At 69.9% G+C, this 19031-nt stretch carries 19 protein-coding genes; 4 read left to right on the forward strand and 15 right to left on the reverse strand.

Features of this window, described 5'->3' with window-relative positions; translation table 11 throughout:
* Nucleotide 1: 1 nt before the first annotated feature.
* From secG to AC3ERS_RS30800, 5 genes are all read right to left on the reverse strand, one after another.
* Nucleotides 2–235, reverse strand: coding sequence for a preprotein translocase subunit SecG (gene secG, locus AC3ERS_RS30780; RefSeq protein ID WP_067835097.1), 234 nt, complete (start codon nucleotides 233–235; stop codon nucleotides 2–4).
* An 87-nt stretch (nucleotides 236–322) separates the two neighbouring features.
* Nucleotides 323–1933, reverse strand: coding sequence for an MFS transporter (locus AC3ERS_RS30785; protein WP_431971635.1), 1611 nt, complete (start codon nucleotides 1931–1933; stop codon nucleotides 323–325).
* A gap of 278 nt (nucleotides 1934–2211) precedes the next feature.
* A complete protein-coding gene (locus AC3ERS_RS30790) occupies nucleotides 2212–2415 on the reverse strand; it encodes an EF-hand domain-containing protein (RefSeq protein ID WP_431971636.1) in 204 nt (67 codons plus the stop codon).
* A gap of 170 nt (nucleotides 2416–2585) precedes the next feature.
* Nucleotides 2586–2978 carry a GlcG/HbpS family heme-binding protein gene (locus AC3ERS_RS30795; RefSeq protein WP_431971637.1) on the reverse strand — a complete coding sequence of 131 codons (393 nt, stop codon included), beginning with the start codon at nucleotides 2976–2978 and terminating at the stop codon, nucleotides 2586–2588.
* Nucleotides 2975–3562 (reverse strand): hypothetical protein, encoded by a 588-nt coding sequence (locus tag AC3ERS_RS30800; protein ID WP_431971638.1) that lies wholly within the window; start codon nucleotides 3560–3562, stop codon nucleotides 2975–2977. The genes AC3ERS_RS30795 and AC3ERS_RS30800 overlap by 4 nt, the downstream gene beginning before the upstream one ends.
* A gap of 200 nt (nucleotides 3563–3762) precedes the next feature.
* On the opposite strand from AC3ERS_RS30800, the gene AC3ERS_RS30805 reads away from it, so the two are divergent.
* Nucleotides 3763–4557, forward strand: a complete 795-nt coding sequence (locus AC3ERS_RS30805; protein WP_431971639.1) for an META domain-containing protein — start codon at nucleotides 3763–3765, stop codon at nucleotides 4555–4557.
* A 382-nt stretch (nucleotides 4558–4939) separates the two neighbouring features.
* Here the strand turns inward: AC3ERS_RS30805 and tpiA are convergent, their stop codons facing one another.
* Genes tpiA through gap form a run of 3 tightly spaced genes read right to left on the reverse strand, consistent with a single transcriptional unit; the run spans nucleotide 4940 to nucleotide 7968 of the window.
* On the reverse strand, nucleotides 4940–5725 hold the full coding sequence (tpiA, locus tag AC3ERS_RS30810) for a triose-phosphate isomerase (RefSeq protein WP_431971640.1): 786 nt from the start codon (nucleotides 5723–5725) through the stop codon (nucleotides 4940–4942).
* Between the two features lie 3 nt (nucleotides 5726–5728).
* Nucleotides 5729–6943, reverse strand: coding sequence for a phosphoglycerate kinase (locus AC3ERS_RS30815; protein WP_431971641.1), 1215 nt, complete (start codon nucleotides 6941–6943; stop codon nucleotides 5729–5731).
* 5 nt (nucleotides 6944–6948) lie between these two features.
* Nucleotides 6949–7968: a type I glyceraldehyde-3-phosphate dehydrogenase gene (gene gap / locus AC3ERS_RS30820; RefSeq protein WP_431971642.1), complete on the reverse strand. Its 1020-nt coding sequence runs from the start codon at nucleotides 7966–7968 to the stop codon at nucleotides 6949–6951.
* 411 nt (nucleotides 7969–8379) lie between these two features.
* Between gap and AC3ERS_RS30825 the strand changes: the two genes are divergently transcribed.
* The gene (locus tag AC3ERS_RS30825; RefSeq protein WP_431971643.1) at nucleotides 8380–8964 is read left to right on the forward strand and encodes a GNAT family N-acetyltransferase; all 585 of its coding nucleotides are present in this window, start codon (nucleotides 8380–8382) and stop codon (nucleotides 8962–8964) included.
* Between the two features lie 114 nt (nucleotides 8965–9078).
* On the opposite strand, the gene whiA is transcribed toward AC3ERS_RS30825, so the two are convergent.
* The 5 genes from whiA to AC3ERS_RS30850 form a co-directional block, all read right to left on the reverse strand.
* Nucleotides 9079–10056, reverse strand: coding sequence for a DNA-binding protein WhiA (whiA, locus tag AC3ERS_RS30830; RefSeq protein ID WP_357459559.1), 978 nt, complete (start codon nucleotides 10054–10056; stop codon nucleotides 9079–9081).
* Nucleotides 10053–11099: a gluconeogenesis factor YvcK family protein gene (locus AC3ERS_RS30835; protein WP_067780407.1), complete on the reverse strand. Its 1047-nt coding sequence runs from the start codon at nucleotides 11097–11099 to the stop codon at nucleotides 10053–10055. Before AC3ERS_RS30835 ends, whiA begins: the two co-directional genes overlap by 4 nt.
* Nucleotides 11096–12037, reverse strand: a complete 942-nt coding sequence (gene rapZ / locus AC3ERS_RS30840) for an RNase adapter RapZ (protein WP_431971644.1) — start codon at nucleotides 12035–12037, stop codon at nucleotides 11096–11098. The genes AC3ERS_RS30835 and rapZ overlap by 4 nt, the downstream gene beginning before the upstream one ends.
* Before the next feature lie 158 nt (nucleotides 12038–12195).
* Nucleotides 12196–14247, reverse strand: coding sequence for an excinuclease ABC subunit UvrC (gene uvrC, locus AC3ERS_RS30845; protein WP_431971645.1), 2052 nt, complete (start codon nucleotides 14245–14247; stop codon nucleotides 12196–12198).
* Nucleotides 14248–14318: 71 nt separating this feature from the next.
* Nucleotides 14319–15014: an HAD family hydrolase gene (locus AC3ERS_RS30850; RefSeq protein ID WP_431971646.1), complete on the reverse strand. Its 696-nt coding sequence runs from the start codon at nucleotides 15012–15014 to the stop codon at nucleotides 14319–14321.
* Nucleotides 15015–15206: 192 nt separating this feature from the next.
* On the opposite strand from AC3ERS_RS30850, the gene AC3ERS_RS30855 reads away from it, so the two are divergent.
* Nucleotides 15207–15887 (forward strand): hypothetical protein, encoded by a 681-nt coding sequence (locus AC3ERS_RS30855; RefSeq protein ID WP_431971647.1) that lies wholly within the window; start codon nucleotides 15207–15209, stop codon nucleotides 15885–15887.
* Between the two features lie 54 nt (nucleotides 15888–15941).
* A complete protein-coding gene (gene ggt / locus AC3ERS_RS30860; RefSeq protein ID WP_431971648.1) occupies nucleotides 15942–17891 on the forward strand; it encodes a gamma-glutamyltransferase in 1950 nt (649 codons plus the stop codon).
* Nucleotides 17892–18022: 131 nt separating this feature from the next.
* Here ggt and AC3ERS_RS30865 read toward each other — a convergent pair whose 3' ends face one another.
* Both AC3ERS_RS30865 and ribH read right to left on the reverse strand, forming a co-directional pair.
* Complete coding sequence (locus AC3ERS_RS30865) at nucleotides 18023–18541, reverse strand: PH domain-containing protein (RefSeq protein WP_431971649.1); 519 nt, start codon at nucleotides 18539–18541, stop codon at nucleotides 18023–18025.
* Nucleotides 18542–18544: 3 nt separating this feature from the next.
* The gene (gene ribH, locus AC3ERS_RS30870; RefSeq protein WP_431971650.1) at nucleotides 18545–19024 is read right to left on the reverse strand and encodes a 6,7-dimethyl-8-ribityllumazine synthase; all 480 of its coding nucleotides are present in this window, start codon (nucleotides 19022–19024) and stop codon (nucleotides 18545–18547) included.
* Between the last annotated feature and the right edge of the window lie 7 nt (nucleotides 19025–19031).

Below are 19031 nucleotides of genomic sequence, written 5' to 3' on the forward strand. Positions count from 1 at the left end.
CTCAGGCGAACTTGATCTCCAGGCCGATGCCGAGGATGGCGATGACCCAGATGAGGCCGGTGAAGATGGTGACGCGGTCGAGGTTCTTCTCGACGACCGTGGAGCCGGACAGGCTCGATTGCACGCCGCCGCCGAACAGGCTGGACAGGCCTCCACCCTTGGCGCGGTGCAGCAGCACCAGCAGCACCAGCAGCACGCTGGTGATGATCAGGAGGATATCCAGGAACATCCGCATGGCGATCAGTCTATGGGGTGGGTTCATCCCGCGCCTAATGGGGCTCGGCGGCGCTGCCCCGGCTCTGGCTCGGCCGGGGGCCGCGCGCTACCTGCGGTCGACTCCGACCAAGTGGGTGATCTGTTCCTCGCCCGCGCCGAACTCCGCCACCGCGTGCTCGCGGAGTTGGTCCTGCGCGGTCAGACGGACCTGGTGCTGATGCATGTGCTCGGCCCAGGAGCGCACCACGAACGCCTCGACATAGCGGTCGACCACGCCGACGTCGCGGTACAACCGCCATTCCATCGCGCCGGTGCGCTGGCGCGAGCGCCCAACGAACGCCATCGCCTCGAGGAATTCCTCGACCCGGTCCTCCGGCACGTCGTAGGACCGCAGCACCAGCACGGGGCCGTCGGCGGGCTGCGGTTCCACCACCAGCTGCGGCTCCGGCCAGAACGCCGAGGGCGTGTGATCGAGTTCCTCGGCGTTGTGCCGGATGGGCAACCACACGCTGCTCACCGCACTGCCCGCCAACAGCGCCGCGGCGATGAGCAGCGCGGCGACCGAGTCGAGCGCACCGGCCACCAGACCCCAGAACAGCGAGCCGATCGCCTGCCCGCCCATGAAGACCAGCATGTAGACCGAGAGCCCGCGGGCACGCACCCAGGCGGGCAGCAGCAGCTGCATGGTGGAGTTCATCGTGGACATGGCCAGCAGCCAGGCCAGACCCGCGGCCACCAGCAGCACCAGCACCACCGCCACGGTGTGCAGCAGCGCCGCGCCCGCCGACGCCACGCCGAACAGCACCGCGGCCGTGGTCAGCCGCTGCGTCGGCGTCAACAGCGCGCGGATCCGCGATAGACCCGCCGCGCCGAGCACGGCGCCGAGGCCGAGCGCGCCGAGCATCAGGCCGTAGCCGGAGGACGACAGGCCGAGTGAGTCCCGCGCGATCACCGGAAGCAGCGCCCACAGCGCGCTCGCGGGCGCGATGAACAGGATCGATCGCAGCAGCACCCGGCGGATCGCGGGCGCGGCCCGGATGAACCGGGTGCCCGCCTGTAACGCGGCCAGCGGTCGCTCGGTGGGCAGCTGCCGATCGGTGACCGGCCTGCGCCAGACGGCCAGCACCGCGACGATCCCGGCGAAGGACAGCGCGTTGAGCGCGAAGACCAGCGTCGGCCCCGACAGCGAGACCAGCACGCCCGCCACCGCGGGCCCCACCGCGCGGCCGATGTTGATGTTCATGCTGCCCAGCGCCGCCACGGACGGAATCTGTTCGCGCGGAACCAGTTCCGGCTGGATCGCCTGCCACGCGGGCGCGGTGAGCGCCTGTCCGCAGCCCAAGAGGAACAGCAGGGTGAGCAGGACCTCGGGGGTGGTCTGCCCGGTCGCGGTGGAGATCGCGAGCAGCGTCGCGAGCAACGCCATCGCGGACTGGGCGCCGAGCAGCAGGCGACGACGGTCCACCAGGTCGGCGATCACCCCGGACGGAATGGCCAACAGCATGACCGGCAGCGTGATCGCCGTCTGCACCAACGACACCAGCGTCGCCGCGTTCGGCTCGTCGACGAGGATCCACTGCGCGCCGACCGTCTGCATCCAGGTGCCGAGGTTGGACACCAATTGCGCGATCCACAGCGCCCGATAGATCGGCGACCGCAGCGGCGCCCAGGTGGAGAGCGGGGTCGTCGCGTCGGCGGTGGTCACTCCGCCGAGCATATCGCCGCGAGCACCGGCACCGTTCCGCACATCCGTCGGGCTGCCATTCAAGGCTGCTCCTGCGTGACCGGACAGCACCGCCCAGTCACCGCCGCCAGCGCGGTCAGGTTTCGCCGACACCACCATCCGCGTCGAGAACCTGTAGCCCTACCGCACAGCGCAGCCCCGGACTGTGCGGGTCCGGGGCTGCGGGGCCTCGAGCTGGTGCGCGATCGACAGCGGCACGGCCAGCACCGCCTCGTGATGATTGCCGAGACGGCTGGCGGTGCGACGCGGAACTAGCGGCCTGCCAGGTAGGACTGCTCGAATTCCTCGAAGCTGATCTGGTCGTCCTTGTTCTTGTCGAGCAACCCGAAGTACCTGGAGCCTGCGGCGTCGCTGACCGGACGAGTGCGATCGAGGTATTCCTTCAGTTCGGCGACGGAAATGTAGCCGTCATCATCGAGATCGATCTCGGCGAATACCTGGGTGGCGTCGGCCATGGCAACTCTCCCTTCGTAGCTGTCCGAATCGGTATCCCATCTTCTGGTCGAACTACGAGCGTCGAGCCCGTCGAATATACCGCCGCGCCCGACGTCCGCGGACCGCTTCCAGCGGCGCCCGCGACAGCGAGGTCTACGCCGATTCGGGGTGCCGTGAAGCGGAAGTGCACTCAGCCTGCGGCCGTCGACGCGATCTTGTGATCGACGATCGGGGTCGTTGCGCCGGATACTCCGAGCGCACCGATCACGACCCCGCCCGCTCGTATCAGCACACCTCCACCGTGCGGCACGATCGGATCGCCAGAGGAGACGGCGCCGGGCAACAGATGACCCGGGTCGCTCAGCGAGGCCATCTGAATGGTGTCGAAGCCGAGCACGATCGCGGCGGCAGCCTTGTGTTGGGCGGAGTCGATGGTCGGCAGCGCGGCGCCAGGCATGCGTGCGAACGCGATCAACCTGCCGTCGCCGTCGACCACCGCGATCGTGACGGTTTCCCCGCGGTCGGTCGCGGCGCGGCGGGCGGCGGCAACCACGGAGTCGGCCTGGTCGAGCGAGATCGTCATGGTGTCCAGCATGACGTACTTCGGAGTGCGGGGTCGGCGGCGATCCGGGCAGCGGCATCGGCTCCGGGCGGGTAGTGGCGGACGCCGACCAGCCATTCGCGGCGCAGCTCCGGCAGCACGATCTGGGTGGCGTCCCATTCGTCGACCGGGACGCCGCGCCAATCCATCGCCGCCTCCTCGGGCCCGAACGCCGGACCTTCGGATCGTCCCGCCGCCGCGAGCATGGCCATCGTCTCCCCCAGGTAGTCGTTCCAGCGGGCGTAGGACGTCGCGAGCGCGGCCGAGGGCGGCACGGTCAACCGCAGCAGGCACACGCCGTGCGCCCATTGATCGTCGCCGAGCAACAGGTCCGCGGTCATCCGCACCCGCCTGCGGCGCAGCGCCCGCCCCGGCCAGCACCACACCGGCGGATCGTCGCCGCAGGCGATGCCGCTGCGCTCCATCTGCGCCACCATGGCGCGGTAGGCGGGCCGCCAGTTCACGACCACCCGATCCCACGACGCCCGGTAGCGGCCCCGGCTCCGCAGCGCCGCAACCACTTCCGGCGCTTGCAACGTCCACACTCGCACCCGCGCCCTCCCCACGATTCACGATGATCATCCGAGCTCGATTCGTCCCCGACATCTTGCCTGGTCCGCCGCAAAGGTCGAAGCCGATGTCGGCAGTGGCCGAGTGGCGTGCGCGCTCGTCGTCGGCACTGTCCCCGAACGTTTCTCGTCCCGGGTCCGACCGGCGCAGGCTGGGATCCCGCGGCGCGAGCCCCGATCTCGGTAGCATCGCGCCCATGGCGTCCTCACTCCTGCGATTCGTCCCGGTGCTGTTGCTCGCCTTCGGCGTCGCCGCCTGCTCCGGCGGAGACGACACCGAGCCGAGCGAGCCCGTGGCGACGCCGATGGGACGCACGTTCTTGTCGACGCAGGTGCGGGGAGAGCCGATTCCCGGTGGCGGCCCGCTCTCGTTGCGGTTCGCGGACGGCAAGGTCACCGCGTCCGCGGGATGCAACACGATCTCGGGGGCGGTGACGCTCGACGACCACGTGCTGCGAGCCGAGGAACTGGCGAGCACGCTGATCGGTTGTCCCGGCGAGCTGGCCGACGCGGATCGCTGGGTGGACACGCTGCTGAATTCCGCGCCCACCTGGAAGCTCGACGGCGACACCCTGACCTTGCAGAACAACGAGCAGACCGTCACGCTGCTGGACAAGAAGGTCGCGCGACCGGACAAGCCGTTGCGCGGCACCACGTGGGTGGTGAACGGGCTGATCACCCCGGACGCGCAGATCCGGTCCCAGGCCATCGACGACGCGAAGCCGACGCTGGTGATCGCCGAGGACGGCGCCGTCTCCGGATCGGCGGGCTGCAACCGGCTGACCGGCACGGCCACCATCGAGCCGGGGCAGGGCGGCCAGAAGGTCACCTTCCGGCTGGGCGCCACCAAGATGATGTGCCCGCCGGAGGTGATGGAGGTCGAGACCGTGGTGCTGCGCGCACTCGACGGGACGACCACCGCCACCATCGACGCCGACATCCTGACCCTGCGCAACCAGAACGGGCACGGTCTCACCCTGACGGCGCAGTAGCGATCACGTCCGCCTGAGGGGCGCCCGGCTCGCGTCGTCCACTCGTGGCGGTTGCCGGTCGGTGGACAGCCGAGGGTTCCTGGAGCGCACGGAAATCCTTGTCAGCCTTGAAGATCGAGCCTGCCCAGCATCACGCACGAAACGCGCCACCGGCCGCCGCACGGTTGTCGCCGAGAACGAAGCAGCGCCACGCAAAGCACAGCGCAACACCGCGCTGTCGAAACACAGCGCCGCCCGAACGAAAAGCCCCGGTATCGCACACGCGATACCGGGCCCTTCGATCGAGCGTCAGGGCGACACCCTCACTATCCGAAGGCAGCGCCCTCGATATCTCAGGGCGAAGCCCTCTGGATCACCTCGAGGGCGAAGCCGTCTGGATCACTCAGGGCAGCGGGCCGCCCGCGGCGATCGCGGAGAGGGTGGCGAACTCGTCGCCCTTCAGCGACGCGCCGCCGACCAACGCACCGTCGATGTCCGGCTGAGCGACCAGCTCGCCGACATTCTTGGCGTTGACCGAACCGCCGTAGAGCACCCGCACGTCCATGGCGACCTCGGGCGAGGCCAGCTCGCCCAGCTCGGCGCGGATGGCGCCGCACACCTCCTGCGCGTCGGCGGGGGTGGCGACCTTGCCGGTGCCGATGGCCCACACCGGTTCGTAGGCGATGACGACCTTCGAGATCTCCTCGGTGGTCAGGCCCTTCAGCGAACCACGCAGCTGCTCGAGGTTGTACTCGACGTGCGTGCCCGCCTCGCGGACGTTCAGCCCCTCGCCGATGCAGACGATCGGCGTGATGCCGTGCTCGAGCGCCTGCTTGGCCTTGGCCAGCACGGTGGCGTCGTCCTCGTTGTGGTACTGCCTGCGCTCCGAGTGCCCGACCACCGCGAAGGTGCAGCCGAGCTTGGCCAGCATGCTGCCGCTGATCTCACCGGTGTAGGCGCCCGCGTCGTACACGGAGACGTCCTGCGCACCGTAGGTGATCAGCAGCTTGTCGCCCTCCACGAGAGTCTGCACGCTGCGGAGGTCGGTGAACGGCGGGATGACCGCGACGTCGACCTTGGCGAAGTACTTCTCCGGCAGCGCGAAGGCGATCTTCTGCACCAGGGCGATGGCCTCGAGGTGATTGAGGTTCATCTTCCAGTTGCCCGCGATGAGCGGTTTGCGTGCCATGGATCAGCCCTCCAGAACGCTGATGCCGGGGAGTTCCTTGCCCTCCAAGTACTCCAGCGACGCGCCGCCGCCGGTGGAGATGTGCGAGAAACCGTCCTCGGGCAGTCCGAGCGCGCGCACGGCCGCGGCCGAGTCGCCGCCGCCGACCACGGTGAACGCGCCCTTACCGGTGGCGGTGACGATGGCCTCGGCGACCCCGCGGGTGCCCGCGGCGAAGTTGTCGAACTCGAACACGCCCATCGGGCCGTTCCAGAACACCGTCTTCGCCTCGGTGAGCAGCGCCGCGAACCGGGCGACCGACTCCGGGCCCACGTCCAGACCCATCCAGCCTTCGGGAATCTCGTTGGCGGGCACGACCTTCGAATCGGCGTCGGCCGCGAACTTGTCCGCCACCACGATGTCGCGCGGCAGGTGGATGACGTCGCCGAAGCGCTCGAGCAGGCCCTTGCAGGTCTCGATCATCTCTTCCTGCAGCAGCGAGGAGCCCACCGGAAGGCCTTGTGCGGCAAGGAAGGTGAAGCACATGCCGCCGCCGATCACCAGGGTGTCGACCTTGGGAGCCAGCGCCTCGATGACCGCCAGCTTGTCGGAGACCTTCGAGCCGCCGAGCACGACCGCGTACGGCCGCGCGGGGTTCTGGGTCAGCTTGGCCAGCACGTCGACCTCGGCCGCGACCAGCGTGCCCGCGTAGTGCGGGAGCAGCTCGGCCACGTCGTAGACCGAGGCCTGCTTGCGGTGCACGACGCCGAAGCCGTCGGAGACGAACGCGCCGTCCTCGCCGACCAGCTCGACGAGGGCGGCAGCGAGCTTGCCGCGCTCGGCCTCGTCCTTGCTGGTCTCGCGGGGGTCGAAGCGCACGTTCTCCAGCAGCAGCACGTCGCCGTCGGTGAGGCCCTCCGAGCGCGAGAGCGCGTCGTAGCCCACCACGTCACCGGCCAGCTGGACGTTGCGGCCGAGCAGCTCGGCCAGCTTCGCGGCGACCGGAGCCAGCGAGAACTTCGCGTCCGGCTCGCCCTTCGGACGACCGAGGTGCGCGGTGACGACCACCTTGGCGCCGGCCTGGACCAGCGCCTCGATCGTCGGGACCGAGGCGATGATGCGGCCGGGGTCGGTGATCTGACCGTTGTCGTCGAGGGGGACGTTCAGGTCGGAGCGCACCAGCACGCCCCGACCCTCGACACCCTCGTTCAGGAGATCCTGGAGCGTCTTGACAGTCATGCGGCTCAGAGGCTCTTGCCGACGAGGCCGATGAGGTCGGCGAGGCGGTTGGAGTAGCCCCACTCGTTGTCGTACCAGGACACGACCTTCACCTGATCGTCGATGACCTTGGTCAGCGGCGCGTCGTAGATCGACGAGTGCGGGTCGGTGACGATGTCGCTGGACACGATCGGGTCGGTGTTGTACTTGAGGATGCCCTTCAGCGGGCCCTCGGCGGCGGCCTGGTACGCGGCGTTGATCTCGTCGATGGTGGCCGACTTGCTCAGGGTCGCGGTCAGGTCGGTGACCGAGCCGGTCGGGACCGGCACGCGCAGCGCGTAGCCGTCCAGCTTGCCCTGCAGCTCGGGCAGCACCAGGCCGATGGCCTTGGCGGCGCCGGTGCCGGTGGGCACGATGTTCAGCGCGGCGGCGCGGGCGCGGCGCAGGTCGGAGTGCGGGCCGTCCTGCAGGTTCTGGTCCTGGGTGTAGGCGTGGATCGTGGTCATCAGGCCACGCTCGATGCCGAACTCGTCGTTGAGGACCTTGGCCAGCGGACCGAGGCAGTTGGTGGTGCAGGACGCGTTGGAGATGATGTTCTGGCTGCCGTCGTACTGGCTGTCGTTGACACCCATGACCACCGTCAGGTCCTCGCCCTTGGCCGGGGCGGAGATGATGACCTTCTTGGCGCCCGCCGCCAGGTGGCCCTTGGCCTTGGTGGCGTCGGTGAAGATGCCGGTGGACTCGACGACGACGTCGACGCCCAGGTCGCCCCAGGGCAGGGCCGCCGGGCCTTCCTTGATGGCCAGGGCCTTGATCCGCTGGTCGCCGACCACGATGGTGTCTTCGCCGTCCAGCGAGACATCCTGCGGCAGACGGCCGAGGATCGAGTCGTACTTCAGCAGCGTGGCCAGGGTCGCGTTGTCGGTGAGGTCGTTGACCGCGACGATCTCGATATCGGTGGTGCCGAGCGCCTTCTGCGCCTCCACCGCCCGGAAGAAGTTACGTCCGATACGGCCGAAGCCGTTGATGCCTACCCGGACAGTCACGTTATCGCTCCTCAGCTTTCAAGCGGATTCATTCCGATGCCTCACTCACACTAATGCCCGGCCGTCACCTCTCCGACACGCACCTCGCATGGTGAGCACCGCCGGAGAGCCGTGACCGGTCGCGATCCGGCGGCGGCGCGCCACGTCGCGGCCAGTGCGGACGCCCGTCCGTGCCGCCCGCGTGGCGACCGGGACGGTGACAATCCCCCTCGACAGAATTCCGCGTGTCGCGGAAGCCTAGCGCCCCAACGCCTTTCGCTGTCACGTCGCCCGAACACGCGCCTACGACGCCCGCACGGGGACGCGGCGCGGCGCAGCCCGGCTGAGACGGCCGAATATTCGACGGCGAATATCGCGCGGCACGGCAGTATGGACACAGTGCGTACCGAACAGTCGTCCCAGCCCGCTTCCGTGACCGTGCGACCAGCGGCTCTCTCCGACATTCCCCGCGCCGCCCTGACCCTGAGCCGGGCCTTCACCGACTATGCGTGGACTCGCCACACCATCGACGCCCACGACCACGACCAGCGGATTCGCGGCATGCAGGAACTTTTCCTGACCCACGTCGGTCTGCCGCACGGTCATGTCTGGGTCGCCGACGAGGGCGCGGCCATCGCCGTCTGGACCACCCCCGACACCGACGCGGGCCCGGTCTTCGCCGAACTCGCGCCGCGGTTCGCCGAGCTGGCCGGTGACCGCGCCGCGGCGTACGCGGCGGCGGAGGCCGCGCTCGCACCGCACCGCCCGGTCGAACCCGTCTGGTTCCTCGGCACCGTCGGCGTCGACCCGGACAGTCAGGGACGCGGGCTCGGCAGCGCCGTGATCCGGCCGGGGCTGGCGGCCGCCGAGCGCGCGGGTGTGCCCGCCTTCCTGGAGACCTCCGAGAAACGCAACGTCGGCTTCTACGAGCGGCTCGGCTTTCGCGTCACCGCGACGGTGGAGATCCCGGACGGCGGTCCCGTCACGTGGGCCATGCTTCGCGATCCCGGCGCGTGAACTCCGTGCAGACGAGACGCCCCCTCGGATAGCGGCGAACCTCGAGGCCCCGTACGCGACACACCCCGAGCGCCGGATATCGGCCCTCGGGGCGTGCGGGTGACTCGAGCGCTGTCAGGCCTCGTCGAGAAGCTCAGCGGTCACAGCGGATTCGGTGTCGGGCACGCCGAGTTCCTTGGCGCGCCGGTCCGCCATCGAGAGCAGGCGCCGAATCCGGCCCGCCACAGCGTCTTTCGTCATCGGCGGGTCGGCGAGCTGACCGAGCTCCTCCAGGGACGCCTGGCGGTGCTGGACGCGCAGCTTGCCCGCCGCGGCCAAGTGATCGGGCACCTCGTCGCCGAGGATGTCCAGCGCACGCTCGACCCTGGCGGCCGCGGCGACCGCGGCGCGCGCCGAGCGGCGCAGGTTCGCGTCGTCGAAGTTGGCCAGCCGGTTGGCGGTGGCGCGCACCTCGCGGCGCATCCGGCGCTCCTCCCAGGTGAGCCGGGTGTCCTGGGCGCCCATCCTGGTCAGCAGCGCGCCGATGGCCTCGCCGTCGCGCACCACGACGCGGTCGGTGCCGCGCACCTCGCGCGCCTTGGCCGTGATGCCCAGCCTGCGGGCCGCGCCGACCAGCGCGAGCGCCGCCTCCGGGCCGGGGCAGCTGACCTCGAGCGCCGAAGAGCGACCCGGTTCGGTGAGCGAGCCGTGCGCGAGAAACGCTCCGCGCCAAGCGGCTTCGGCGTCGGCGATGCTGCCGCCGACCACCTGGGCAGGCAGTCCGCGCACCGGGCGGCCGCGCACGTCGAGCAGACCGGTCTGCCTGGCCAGCGCCTCGCCCTCCTTCGACACTCGCACGACGTAGCGGGAGGTCTTGCGCAGACCGCCCGCACCGAGCACGTGCACATCGGAGCCGTAGCCGTACAGTTCGAAGATCTCCCGGCGTAGCCGTCGAGCGATGGAACCCATGTCCACCTCGGCCTCGACGATCACCCGACCCCCGACGATGTGCAGGCCACCCGCGAAACGCAACAGGGCGGAGAGCTCCGCCTTGCGGGAACTGACCTGCGACACCGTGAGCCTGCTCAGCTCGTCTTTCACTTCGGCTGTCATCGCCACGAGACGCGCTCCTTTCCACCCAACCCGGACCGCACATCCGCGCCCATGTGCCGTCCTTCGACTCGAAGTCCTGCCATTTGCGGCCGAGGTTGCCGGATCAGCTGATCCAGTGCGGCGGCAAGCTTTCCGGGGTGATGCCGGTCCGTTCCCGCTTCGGCGACATCGGAGAAGGTTACTCGCGCCCGCAACTGTTCGGCAGCCCTGGCCACATGTTCGCGTTCCCGGCCCTCCGGGACCGAGCCGGAATCGACCAAGACCTCGTCGACCACGAATTCCGGTGCGTGCTGGGACAATACATGCAGATGACGCTCGGCGGAGAAACCGGCCGTCTCCCCTGGCTCCGCGGCGAGGTTGAGCACCAGCACCTTTCTGGCTCTGGTGTAGACCAGCGCGTCGCGCAGCTCGGGAACGAGGACGTGCGGAATCACGCTGGTGAACCACGAGCCGGGCCCGAGCACCACCACGTCGGCGTGTTCGATGGCCGAGGTCGCCTCCGGGCTCGCGGGCGGATCGGACGGGATCAGCCGCACGCGCCGCACCTTGCCCGGCGTCGTGGCGACCGCCACCTGGCCGCGGATACAGCGGCTGACCCGAGGGTCCGCTTCCAGCCCCGAGACATCGGCCTCGATGTCGAGCGCGATCGGCGACATCGGGAGCACCCGGCCGCTGGCGCGCAACATCTTGGCCACCTCGTCCAGCGCGGCCACGGGATCGCCGAGCACCTCGGTGAGCCCCGCCAGAATGAGATTGCCGACCGAATGACCCGCGAGCGCGCCGGTGCCGCCGAAACGATGCTGGACGGTTTGCGTCCACACTCCTTCGGGGTCCGCGGCCAATGCGGCCAGGGCCATGCGCAGATCCCCCGGCGGCAGCACCCCCAGCTCCGCGCGCAGCCTGCCGGAGGACCCGCCGTCGTCTGCGACGGTAACCACCGCGCAGATCTTCCTGGTCAGCCGCCGCACCGCCGTCAGGGTGGCGTACAGGCCGTGGCCGCCACCGAGCGCGACGATGGCGGGATTCGATTCCCACCCGGTCATTCGCGCCCCAGATCCCGGTGCACGACCCGCACGACGTCGGCCGAGCCGTCCGACTCCGATCCGATGAGTTCGCACAGCGCCTCGGCGATCGCCACGCTGCGGTGCTTGCCCCCCGTGCAGCCCACTGCCACCGTCATGTATCGCTTCCCCTCTTGGCGGTAACCGTTCGTCGTCAGGTCGACGAGGTGGCGGCAGGTGTGCAGGTAGTCGGTCGCCCCGGGGCGCGACAGCACGTACTCGCTGACCACCGTCTCCTGTCCCGTGTGTTCCCGCAGTTCCGGTATCCAATGTGGATTGGGTAGAAAACGCACATCCAACACCATGTCGGCGTCCAACGGAACCCCGTACTTGAAGCCGAAGGACTGCACGGTCAGCTGCAAGGCGGCGGGCGCGCCGCCGCCGTAGGCCTCCTCCAGCTTGCGGTGTAACTGGTGAATGGACAACTCGGTGGTGTCGATCACGAGGTCGGCGGCCGTCTTCACGGCGGAGAGCCGCACCCGTTCGGCGGCGATGCCGGCGGACAGCGTGCCGTCGGCGCTCTCGCTCTGCAGCGGGTGCCGCCTGCGGGCGAATCCGAAGCGGCGGATCAGCACGTCGTCGGAGGCCTCGAGGAACAACACCCTGGTCCGCACGCCGAGCGCGCGCAGCTGTTCGGTGACCACCGAGAGGTCACCGGTGAAGAATCTGCTGCGCACGTCCATGACCAGCGCGAGCCGCCGGATCGGCGGTTCCGCGGAGGCGCCGAGCTCGACGAGCCTGCCGATCAGCTCGGGCGGCAGGTTGTCGGCGACGTACCAGCCCAGATCCTCCAGCACGCGCGCGGCCGTGCCGCGGCCCGCGCCGGACAGGCCGGTCACGATGACCACTTCGACCTGCTGCCGCAGCTGATTGCCCGCACGCGGACTGCCCGCACTGTTGTTCGATTCGACGCGTGTCATGTCCTACCGGAATCCGTGTCTAGGTGCCTCTCGATCATCCCGCACCGGATTCGGTACCGGGCATGCGCGCTCACCCTCCGTGATGAGGACGGCTTACGAACATGAACGGTACCGAGGATATATGCAGGTCGGACCGGAGCTGGAGATTTTGCGGTCCCTCACTCGTCCCGCAGCGCCGCGAGCACGGCTTTCGCCGTCGCCACGCCGATGCCGGGTACCTCGGTGATCTGCTCGACTGTCGCCTCCTTCAACTTGGCCACCGAACCGAAATGCGTGACCAGCGCGGTCCGGCGCGTCGCGCCGAGTCCGCGCACCGAATCCAGCGCGGAGGCGGTCATTCGCCGCGAGCGTTTGCTGCGGTGGAAGGTGATGGCGAAGCGGTGCGCCTCGTCGCGGACCCGTTGCAGCAAGAACAGCGCCTCGCTGTTGCGCGGCATGATCACCGGGTCGGGCTCGCCGGGCACCCAGACCTCCTCCAGGCGCTTGGCCAGGCCGATCACGGCGACGTCGGTGATGCCGAGTTCGTCCAGCACCTCGGCGGCGGCCGCGACCTGGGGTGCGCCACCGTCGACCACGTACAGGTTCGGCGGGTAGGCGAACTTGCGCGGACGGCCGGTGCGCGGGTCGATGCCGGGGCGCGAGGTGAGCTCGAGTTCGGCGGCGTCGTCGTCCGGCTCGGCGGCCGGGCCCGCGTCGACGAGCGGCGAGGCGACGCCGTCGTCGAGTTCCTCGCGCTCGATCTCGTCGCGTTCCTTGCGCAGCCGGTAGAACCGCCGCCTGGTCACCTCGGCGATGCTTCCGACGTCGTCGGAGCGCCCGTCGCCCGCGGCCTCCTTGATCGCGTAGTGCCGGTACTCGGACTTGCGCGGCAGGCCGTCCTCGAACACCACCAGCGAGGCCACCACGTCGGTGCCCTGCACGTGGCTGATGTCCACGCACTCGATGCGCAACGGCGCGCTGTCCAGCTCGAGCGCGTCCTGGATGTCCTGCAGGGCCGCGGACCGGGAGGTGAGGTCGCCCGCGCGCTTGAGCTTGTGCTGGGCGAGCGCCTCCGCGGCGTTGCGCTGCACGGTCTCGGCGAGTGCCTTCTTGTCGCCGCGCTGCGGGACGCGCAGCTGCACCGCCGAACCACGCAGCCTGCTCAGCCACTCCTGGATCTGCTCGTGGTCGGCGGGCAGCTCGGGCACGAGCACTTCGCGCGGGACGACGGTGGCGGGCTGCTCGTCCGGGCTCTCGTCGGCGTTGGCGACCTGCTCGCCGTAGAACTGGGTGAGGAACTGTTCGACCAACGCGGCCAGCTCACCGCCGGACGCCGCGGTGTCCACGGCGTCGCCGGACTTGTCGACCACCCAGCCGCGCTGACCGCGCACCCGGCCGTCGCGGACATGGAAGATCTGCACCGCCGCCTCCAATTCGTCGGTAGCGAAGGCGATCACGTCGGCGTCGGTGCCGGTGCCGAGCACCACGGCCTGCTTCTCCAGCGCGCGGCGCAGCGCCTGCACGTCGTCGCGCAGCCGGGCCGCGGTCTCGAAGTCCAGGTCCTCGGCGGCGGCGTGCATGCGCCGCTCCAGATCGCGCACCATCCGGTCGGTGCGCCCGGCGAGGAAGTCGCAGAAATCGTCCACGATCCGGCGGTGCTCGTCGGCGGTGACCCTGCCGACGCACGGCGCGGAACACTTGTCGATATAGCCGAGCAGGCAGGGACGCCCGATCTGGTTGTGCCGCTTGAAGACTCCGTTCGAGCAGGTGCGCGCGGGGAACACCCGCAGCAGCAGGTCGAGCGTCTCGCGAATGGCCCAGGCGTGCGCGTACGGGCCGAAATACCGCACGCCCTTCTTGCGCGCGCCGCGGTAGACGAACAGGCGCGGGTATTCCTCGTTCAAGGTCACGGCCAGCACCGGGTAGGACTTGTCGTCCCGGTAGCGCACGTTGAACCGCGGATCGAATTCCTTGATCCAGTTGTATTCCAGCTGCAGCGCCTCCACCTCGGTGGAGACGACCGTCCACTCCACGCCGGCGGCGGTGGTGACCATCTGCTTGGTGCGCGGGTGCAGCGAGGCCACGTCGGCGAAATAGGAATTCAGCCTGCTGCGCAGGCTCTTGGCCTTGCCGACGTAGATGACCCGCTGCTGTGCGTCCCGGAATTTGTAGACGCCGGGTTCGACGGGGATCGTACCGGGGGCCGGCCGGTACCTCGCTGGATCTGCCACTCGACCAGCCTATAGGCGGGGTCGGACACGGTTTCCGGGCAACCCGCGCCGTCCTGGCTCGGCGCGGCGACCTACCTCGGGACGGCCAGCCCGTGCGCGCGCAATGCGTCGACGAGCGCGTCGGGTCGCTGCGCGGTGGGCAGCGGGTCGACGAGGGCGAAGCGCGAGCCGAGCGCCGTCGCGCCGCCGTCGGCGTGGGCGCTGTCGCCGACCATCAGCGCCCGCGCCGGATCGACGCCGAGCTCGTTCAACGCCGCGAGGAAGATCCCCGGCTCGGGCTTGATCACGCCCACCTCGAAGGAGAGCGCCGTCGCGCCGACGAACCGGTCCCAGCCCCGCGCACGGAACGCGGGCCGCACGTCGAATGCGATATTGCTCACCACACCGACCGGAACGCCCTGTGCGGCAAGGAACTCCAGCACGGCACCGGTGTCGGGATACGGCGTCCACGCCAGCGGATCGATCAGCCTGCCGTAGAGCCGTTCGGCCTGGTCCTCGGTCGGCACGCCGGAGGAGCGCAGCACCTCCAGGTACGCGTGCCGGTGCATCGCCGGATCCAGATCCCGGTTGTCCCAGGCCCGCTGGCCCTCGGCGTCGAAGGTCATGAACTGCTCGACCGGCGCCGTCATCCGCCGCAGAATCTCGGCCTTGGCCTCGACGTCGAAATCCGCGCCGTCGGCGCCGATCAGATCGTCACCCCATGACTCGTCCTCCTCCAGCCGAAAGATCGTCCCGGAGAAGTCGAAAAGCACGGCCTCGATATCCATTCGACCAGGGTACCGACGCCGCGGCGGACGTCCATCGATCCCGGCGGCGCGCGAGAGCGCAAGGGGCACCGGCGATTCGAGCGCTACCTTTGGCGCGAAACGGGTGCGCGCGGTAAATTCACGCGGCGCCGGTCAGTTCCCCGAACCGGGCCTGCCGGGCCGCTTCGTTCGATCTTCCGGGGGAAATACCGCGTGACAACTCCATCGCCCGTGCCCGGCCCTGCGCTCGATCCCGCGGGGCCCGCTCCGACGCCGCCGAAACGCGGCCGCGCGGTCGCACTCGGGTTTCTGCTCGGCATGGTCTTGTGCCTGGTCGTTGTCGGCGCGTTCTTCCTCGGCGCGCGGACGAGCGACGAGCCGGCGGGCGCGGCAGGCACGACCACCTCCACCGCGCGCACCACCACCGCACCGCCGACCACGACGACACCGGATCCGCTCGCGGGCATGGCAATCGGCGAATGCGCGGCGCTGCAATCACCGGGTGCGCCGGGCACCCCGGCCCGGCCGATCGCCCGTCCCGAGAAAGTGCCGTGCGAGTCGCTCGGGTCGGTCTACCGGCTGGTGCAGTACGGTCCCTGCACCGAACCTCGGGTGAGTGTGCAACAGACGCAACGGGATTCGACCGGCCGGTTGGTGTACCACTACTGCTTTGCCTACGACTGGCAGGCAGGCACGTGCTACGACGCCTCCGATTGGTCCGAGCCGCTCAGGGTGGACTGCGGTACGCCGGGATCGATCATGGTGACAGCGGTGTTCCACGAGATCACGCCGGTGCAGAACTGTCCGTTGGACGAGAACGGCGCGAGCGCGCGGACCTGGGACAAGCGGAATCTCACCCTCTGCATGCGCGGTTCGGACGGCGCGGGTAACTGACGCCCTCGCCCGAAAGCCGTACCGCTGTCGGTCCGGAGGGCTACAGTCCAGGCCATGACGCGCGCGCGACACAGCTGGACCGGAGCCGCCGCGGCAACGCTGCTCACGGTCGGGCTTCTCACCGGATGTTCCTCGACCGAGGAGACGACAACCGCCGAATGCACCAGCGCACCCAACGGGACGCCCGTGCTCGCGGCGCCGCCGACCGCGGCGGGCACGACCACCAAGAACCTGAGCACCAACCCCGAGATCGCCTCCGGATATCGCAGCGGGATGACGGCGGTGCGCACCGGGTCGTACGCGGTCTCCACCGCGAATCCCCTTGCGACCGAGGCGGCCTGCCGGGTGCTGCACGACGGCGGCACCGCGGCCGACGCGCTGGTCACCGCGCAGCTGGTGCTCGGCCTGGTGGAGCCGCAGGCCTCCGGCATCGGCGGCGGCGCGTTCCTGCTGTACTACGACGGGACGACCAAGACCGTCGAGGCGTACGACGGCCGCGAGGTGGCGCCCGCCGCGGCCACCGAGAACTATCTGCGCTGGATCAGCGACGCCGACCGCACCGAGCCGCAGCCGAACACGCGCGCCAGCGGCCGCTCGATCGGCGTGCCAGGGGTGCTGCGGATGCTGGAGCTCGCGCACCGCGAGCACGGTAAGACCGGGTGGCGCGAGCTGTTCGATCCGGCCATCGCGCTGGCCGACGACGGCTTCGCCATCAGTCCCCGGCTCGCGGGCCAGATCGCGGAATCGGCGCGGGATCTGGCCAGGGACGAAGCCGCCGAACAGTACTTCCTCGAGCCCGACGGTTCGCCGAAGCCCGCGGGCACGAAGCTGACCAACCCGGCGATGTCGAAAACGTTGAGCGCCATCGCCTCCGACGGCGCGGACGCCTTCTACACCGGCGCCATCGCCGCGGACATCGTCGAGGCGGCGACCACGGGGGCCGGCGGGCGCACGCCCAGCCTGCTCACCGCCCAGGATCTCGCCGGCTATCAGGTGAAGAAGCGCACGGCGCTGTGCGGCGGCTACCGCGGGCACGAGATCTGCGGCATGCCGGCGCCCTCCTCGGGCGGCAGCACGGTCGCGGCCACCCTGGGCATCCTGGAGAATTTCGATCTGGCCGCGCTGAAACCCGAGACCGTCGATCGCAACGGCGGCAAGCCGAGGGCCGAAGCCGTGCACCTGATCTCGGAAGCCGAGCGGCTGGCCTACGCGGACCGCAACAAATACGTGGCCGACACCGACTTCGTTCCGCTGCCGGGAAATTCGGCCCAGACTCTCATCGACAAGAACTATCTGAAGCAGCGGGCGTCGCTGATCGACCCCGGCCGCAGCATGGGGACCGCCAAACCCGGCGACTTCGGACCGGTCCCGGTGGGCGTCGGTCCGCAGCCGCCCGAACACGGCACCAGCCACATCTCGGTGATCGACAAGTACGGAAACGCGGCCGCCCTGACCACCACGGTCGAGTCCGCGTTCGGGTCCTTCCACGTCGTCGACGGTTTCGTGCTGAACAACCAGCTCACCGACTTCGCCGCGGAACCCGTCGACCCGGACGGCACACCGGTCGCGAACCGGCTGCAACCCGGCAAGCGCCCGCGCAGTTCGATGGCGCCCACCCTGGTCTTCGATCGCGCGCCGGACGGCGCCCGCGGCGAGCTCACCCACGTCACGGGATCGCCGGGCGGTTCGGTGATCATCCAGTTCGTGGTGAAAACGCTGATCGGGATGCTGGATTGGGGGCTCGACCCGCAACAGGCGGTCTCGGCTGTCTCGTTCGGCGCGGGCAATACCCCCACCACCGGCGTCGGCGGCGAACACCCGGCCATCGACGCGACCGACAACGGCGACCACGATCCGCTCGTACGGCGCCTGCGCGAACTCGGCCACCAGGTATCCGTCGCACCCCAGTCCAGCGGGCTGAGCGCGCTGGTCCGCGAGGGCGCCGGGCTGATCGGCGGCGCTGATCCACGGCGCGAGGGCGCGGTCCTCGGCGACACGCGCTGAGCCGCGCGCGGACGATCGTTCAGCGCGACAGCGACATCGGATCCATGAGCGGATCGTCGGCGAAGACGAGCGAACCCGGCGTCATGTCGCGAGACTACCGGCGCGCCGCGGGCGCCGCCGGATCGTGTGCGTCAGTCCTGCTTCGGCTCGTCCGACTGCGTATATCTCGCACCGAGTTCGCGCAGCCGGTCCATCGCTCGCGCGGCGTGCGCCTTGTCGTTGGAGCGGATCGCGAGCAGGGGGACGTAGTCGTCGTCGACCAATTCCAATCGCGCCCAGGACTTCCGGTCCGGAAACGAGACGCCGCGGATGTGTTCCCAGCCGAACAGGGTGTCGCCGAGGATGTTGCGCACCGACACTCCGCGCGAGCCGACGCGCACCCGGGGGCGGGTCAGCATCAGCACCGCGGCCGCGCCGAGCACGCCGATGCCGATCATCGCGATCTGGTCGGCGAGCCGGAAGTTGACGCCGGTCGAACCGCTGCGCAGCCAGATGCCGCCCACCGCGAACACGGCCACGATCAGCACGGCGACGATCCGCGCCGTCAGCACCGCGCGGCGCGGGCGCACCTCGAGGTCCCACTCGGCGTCGGCCGCACCGCCGACAGGCCGCGTGCCGTCGTTCCTCCTCCAGATGCGGACGACCGGCATGACTTACGCGGACTGCCGCAGCGCGCGCAGGGTGAGCGCGGCGTCCAGCGCCGCAGCGCAGGCCTGCTCGCCCTTGTTCTCGGCCGAACCGGGCAGCCCGGCGCGATCCAGCGCCTGCTCCTCGGTGTCGGTGGTCAGCACGCCGTTGGCGACCGGCGTGGCGGCATCCAGCGAGACCCGGGTGAGGCCCGCGGTCACGGCATCGCAGACGTATTCGAAATGCGGTGTGCCGCCGCGGATCACGACGCCGAGCGCGACGACCGCGTCATGCGTGCGGGCCAGTTCCTGAGCGACCACCGGCAGCTCCATGGCGCCGGCGCAGCGCACCACCGTCACGTGCCGGACACCCGCCTCCTTCGCCACCCGCTCGGCATTCGCCACGAGCGTGTCGCAGATCTCGGTGTGCCAGCGTGAGGCGACGATGCCGAGCTCGAGGTCCTTGGCATCCGACAGCTCGAAGCTGGGTACGCCGGTGCCGCTCATCGTGTTC

It is taken from the genome of Nocardia sp. bgisy134 (genome assembly GCF_057708325.1).

What these genes read in the sequence shown, in the direction of transcription:
- secG (WP_067835097.1), bottom strand. Translation starts at nt 235, where the DNA reads ATGCGGATGTTCCTGGATATCCTCCTGATCATCACCAGCGTGCTGCTG.
- AC3ERS_RS30785 (WP_431971635.1), bottom strand. Translation starts at nt 1,933, where the DNA reads ATGCTCGGCGGAGTGACCACCGCCGACGCGACGACCCCGCTCTCCACC.
- AC3ERS_RS30790 (WP_431971636.1), bottom strand. Translation starts at nt 2,415, where the DNA reads ATGGCCGACGCCACCCAGGTATTCGCCGAGATCGATCTCGATGATGAC.
- AC3ERS_RS30795 (WP_431971637.1), bottom strand. Translation starts at nt 2,978, where the DNA reads ATGACGATCTCGCTCGACCAGGCCGACTCCGTGGTTGCCGCCGCCCGC.
- AC3ERS_RS30805 (WP_431971639.1), top strand. Translation starts at nt 3,763, where the DNA reads ATGGCGTCCTCACTCCTGCGATTCGTCCCGGTGCTGTTGCTCGCCTTC.
- tpiA (WP_431971640.1), bottom strand. Translation starts at nt 5,725, where the DNA reads ATGGCACGCAAACCGCTCATCGCGGGCAACTGGAAGATGAACCTCAAT.
- AC3ERS_RS30815 (WP_431971641.1), bottom strand. Translation starts at nt 6,943, where the DNA reads ATGACTGTCAAGACGCTCCAGGATCTCCTGAACGAGGGTGTCGAGGGT.
- whiA (WP_357459559.1), bottom strand. Translation starts at nt 10,056, where the DNA reads ATGACAGCCGAAGTGAAAGACGAGCTGAGCAGGCTCACGGTGTCGCAG.
- AC3ERS_RS30835 (WP_067780407.1), bottom strand. Translation starts at nt 11,099, where the DNA reads ATGACCGGGTGGGAATCGAATCCCGCCATCGTCGCGCTCGGTGGCGGC.
- rapZ (WP_431971644.1), bottom strand. Translation starts at nt 12,037, where the DNA reads ATGACACGCGTCGAATCGAACAACAGTGCGGGCAGTCCGCGTGCGGGC.
- AC3ERS_RS30850 (WP_431971646.1), bottom strand. Translation starts at nt 15,014, where the DNA reads ATGGATATCGAGGCCGTGCTTTTCGACTTCTCCGGGACGATCTTTCGG.
- ggt (WP_431971648.1), top strand. Translation starts at nt 15,942, where the DNA reads ATGACGCGCGCGCGACACAGCTGGACCGGAGCCGCCGCGGCAACGCTG.
- AC3ERS_RS30865 (WP_431971649.1), bottom strand. Translation starts at nt 18,541, where the DNA reads ATGCCGGTCGTCCGCATCTGGAGGAGGAACGACGGCACGCGGCCTGTC.
- ribH (WP_431971650.1), bottom strand. Translation starts at nt 19,024, where the DNA reads ATGAGCGGCACCGGCGTACCCAGCTTCGAGCTGTCGGATGCCAAGGAC.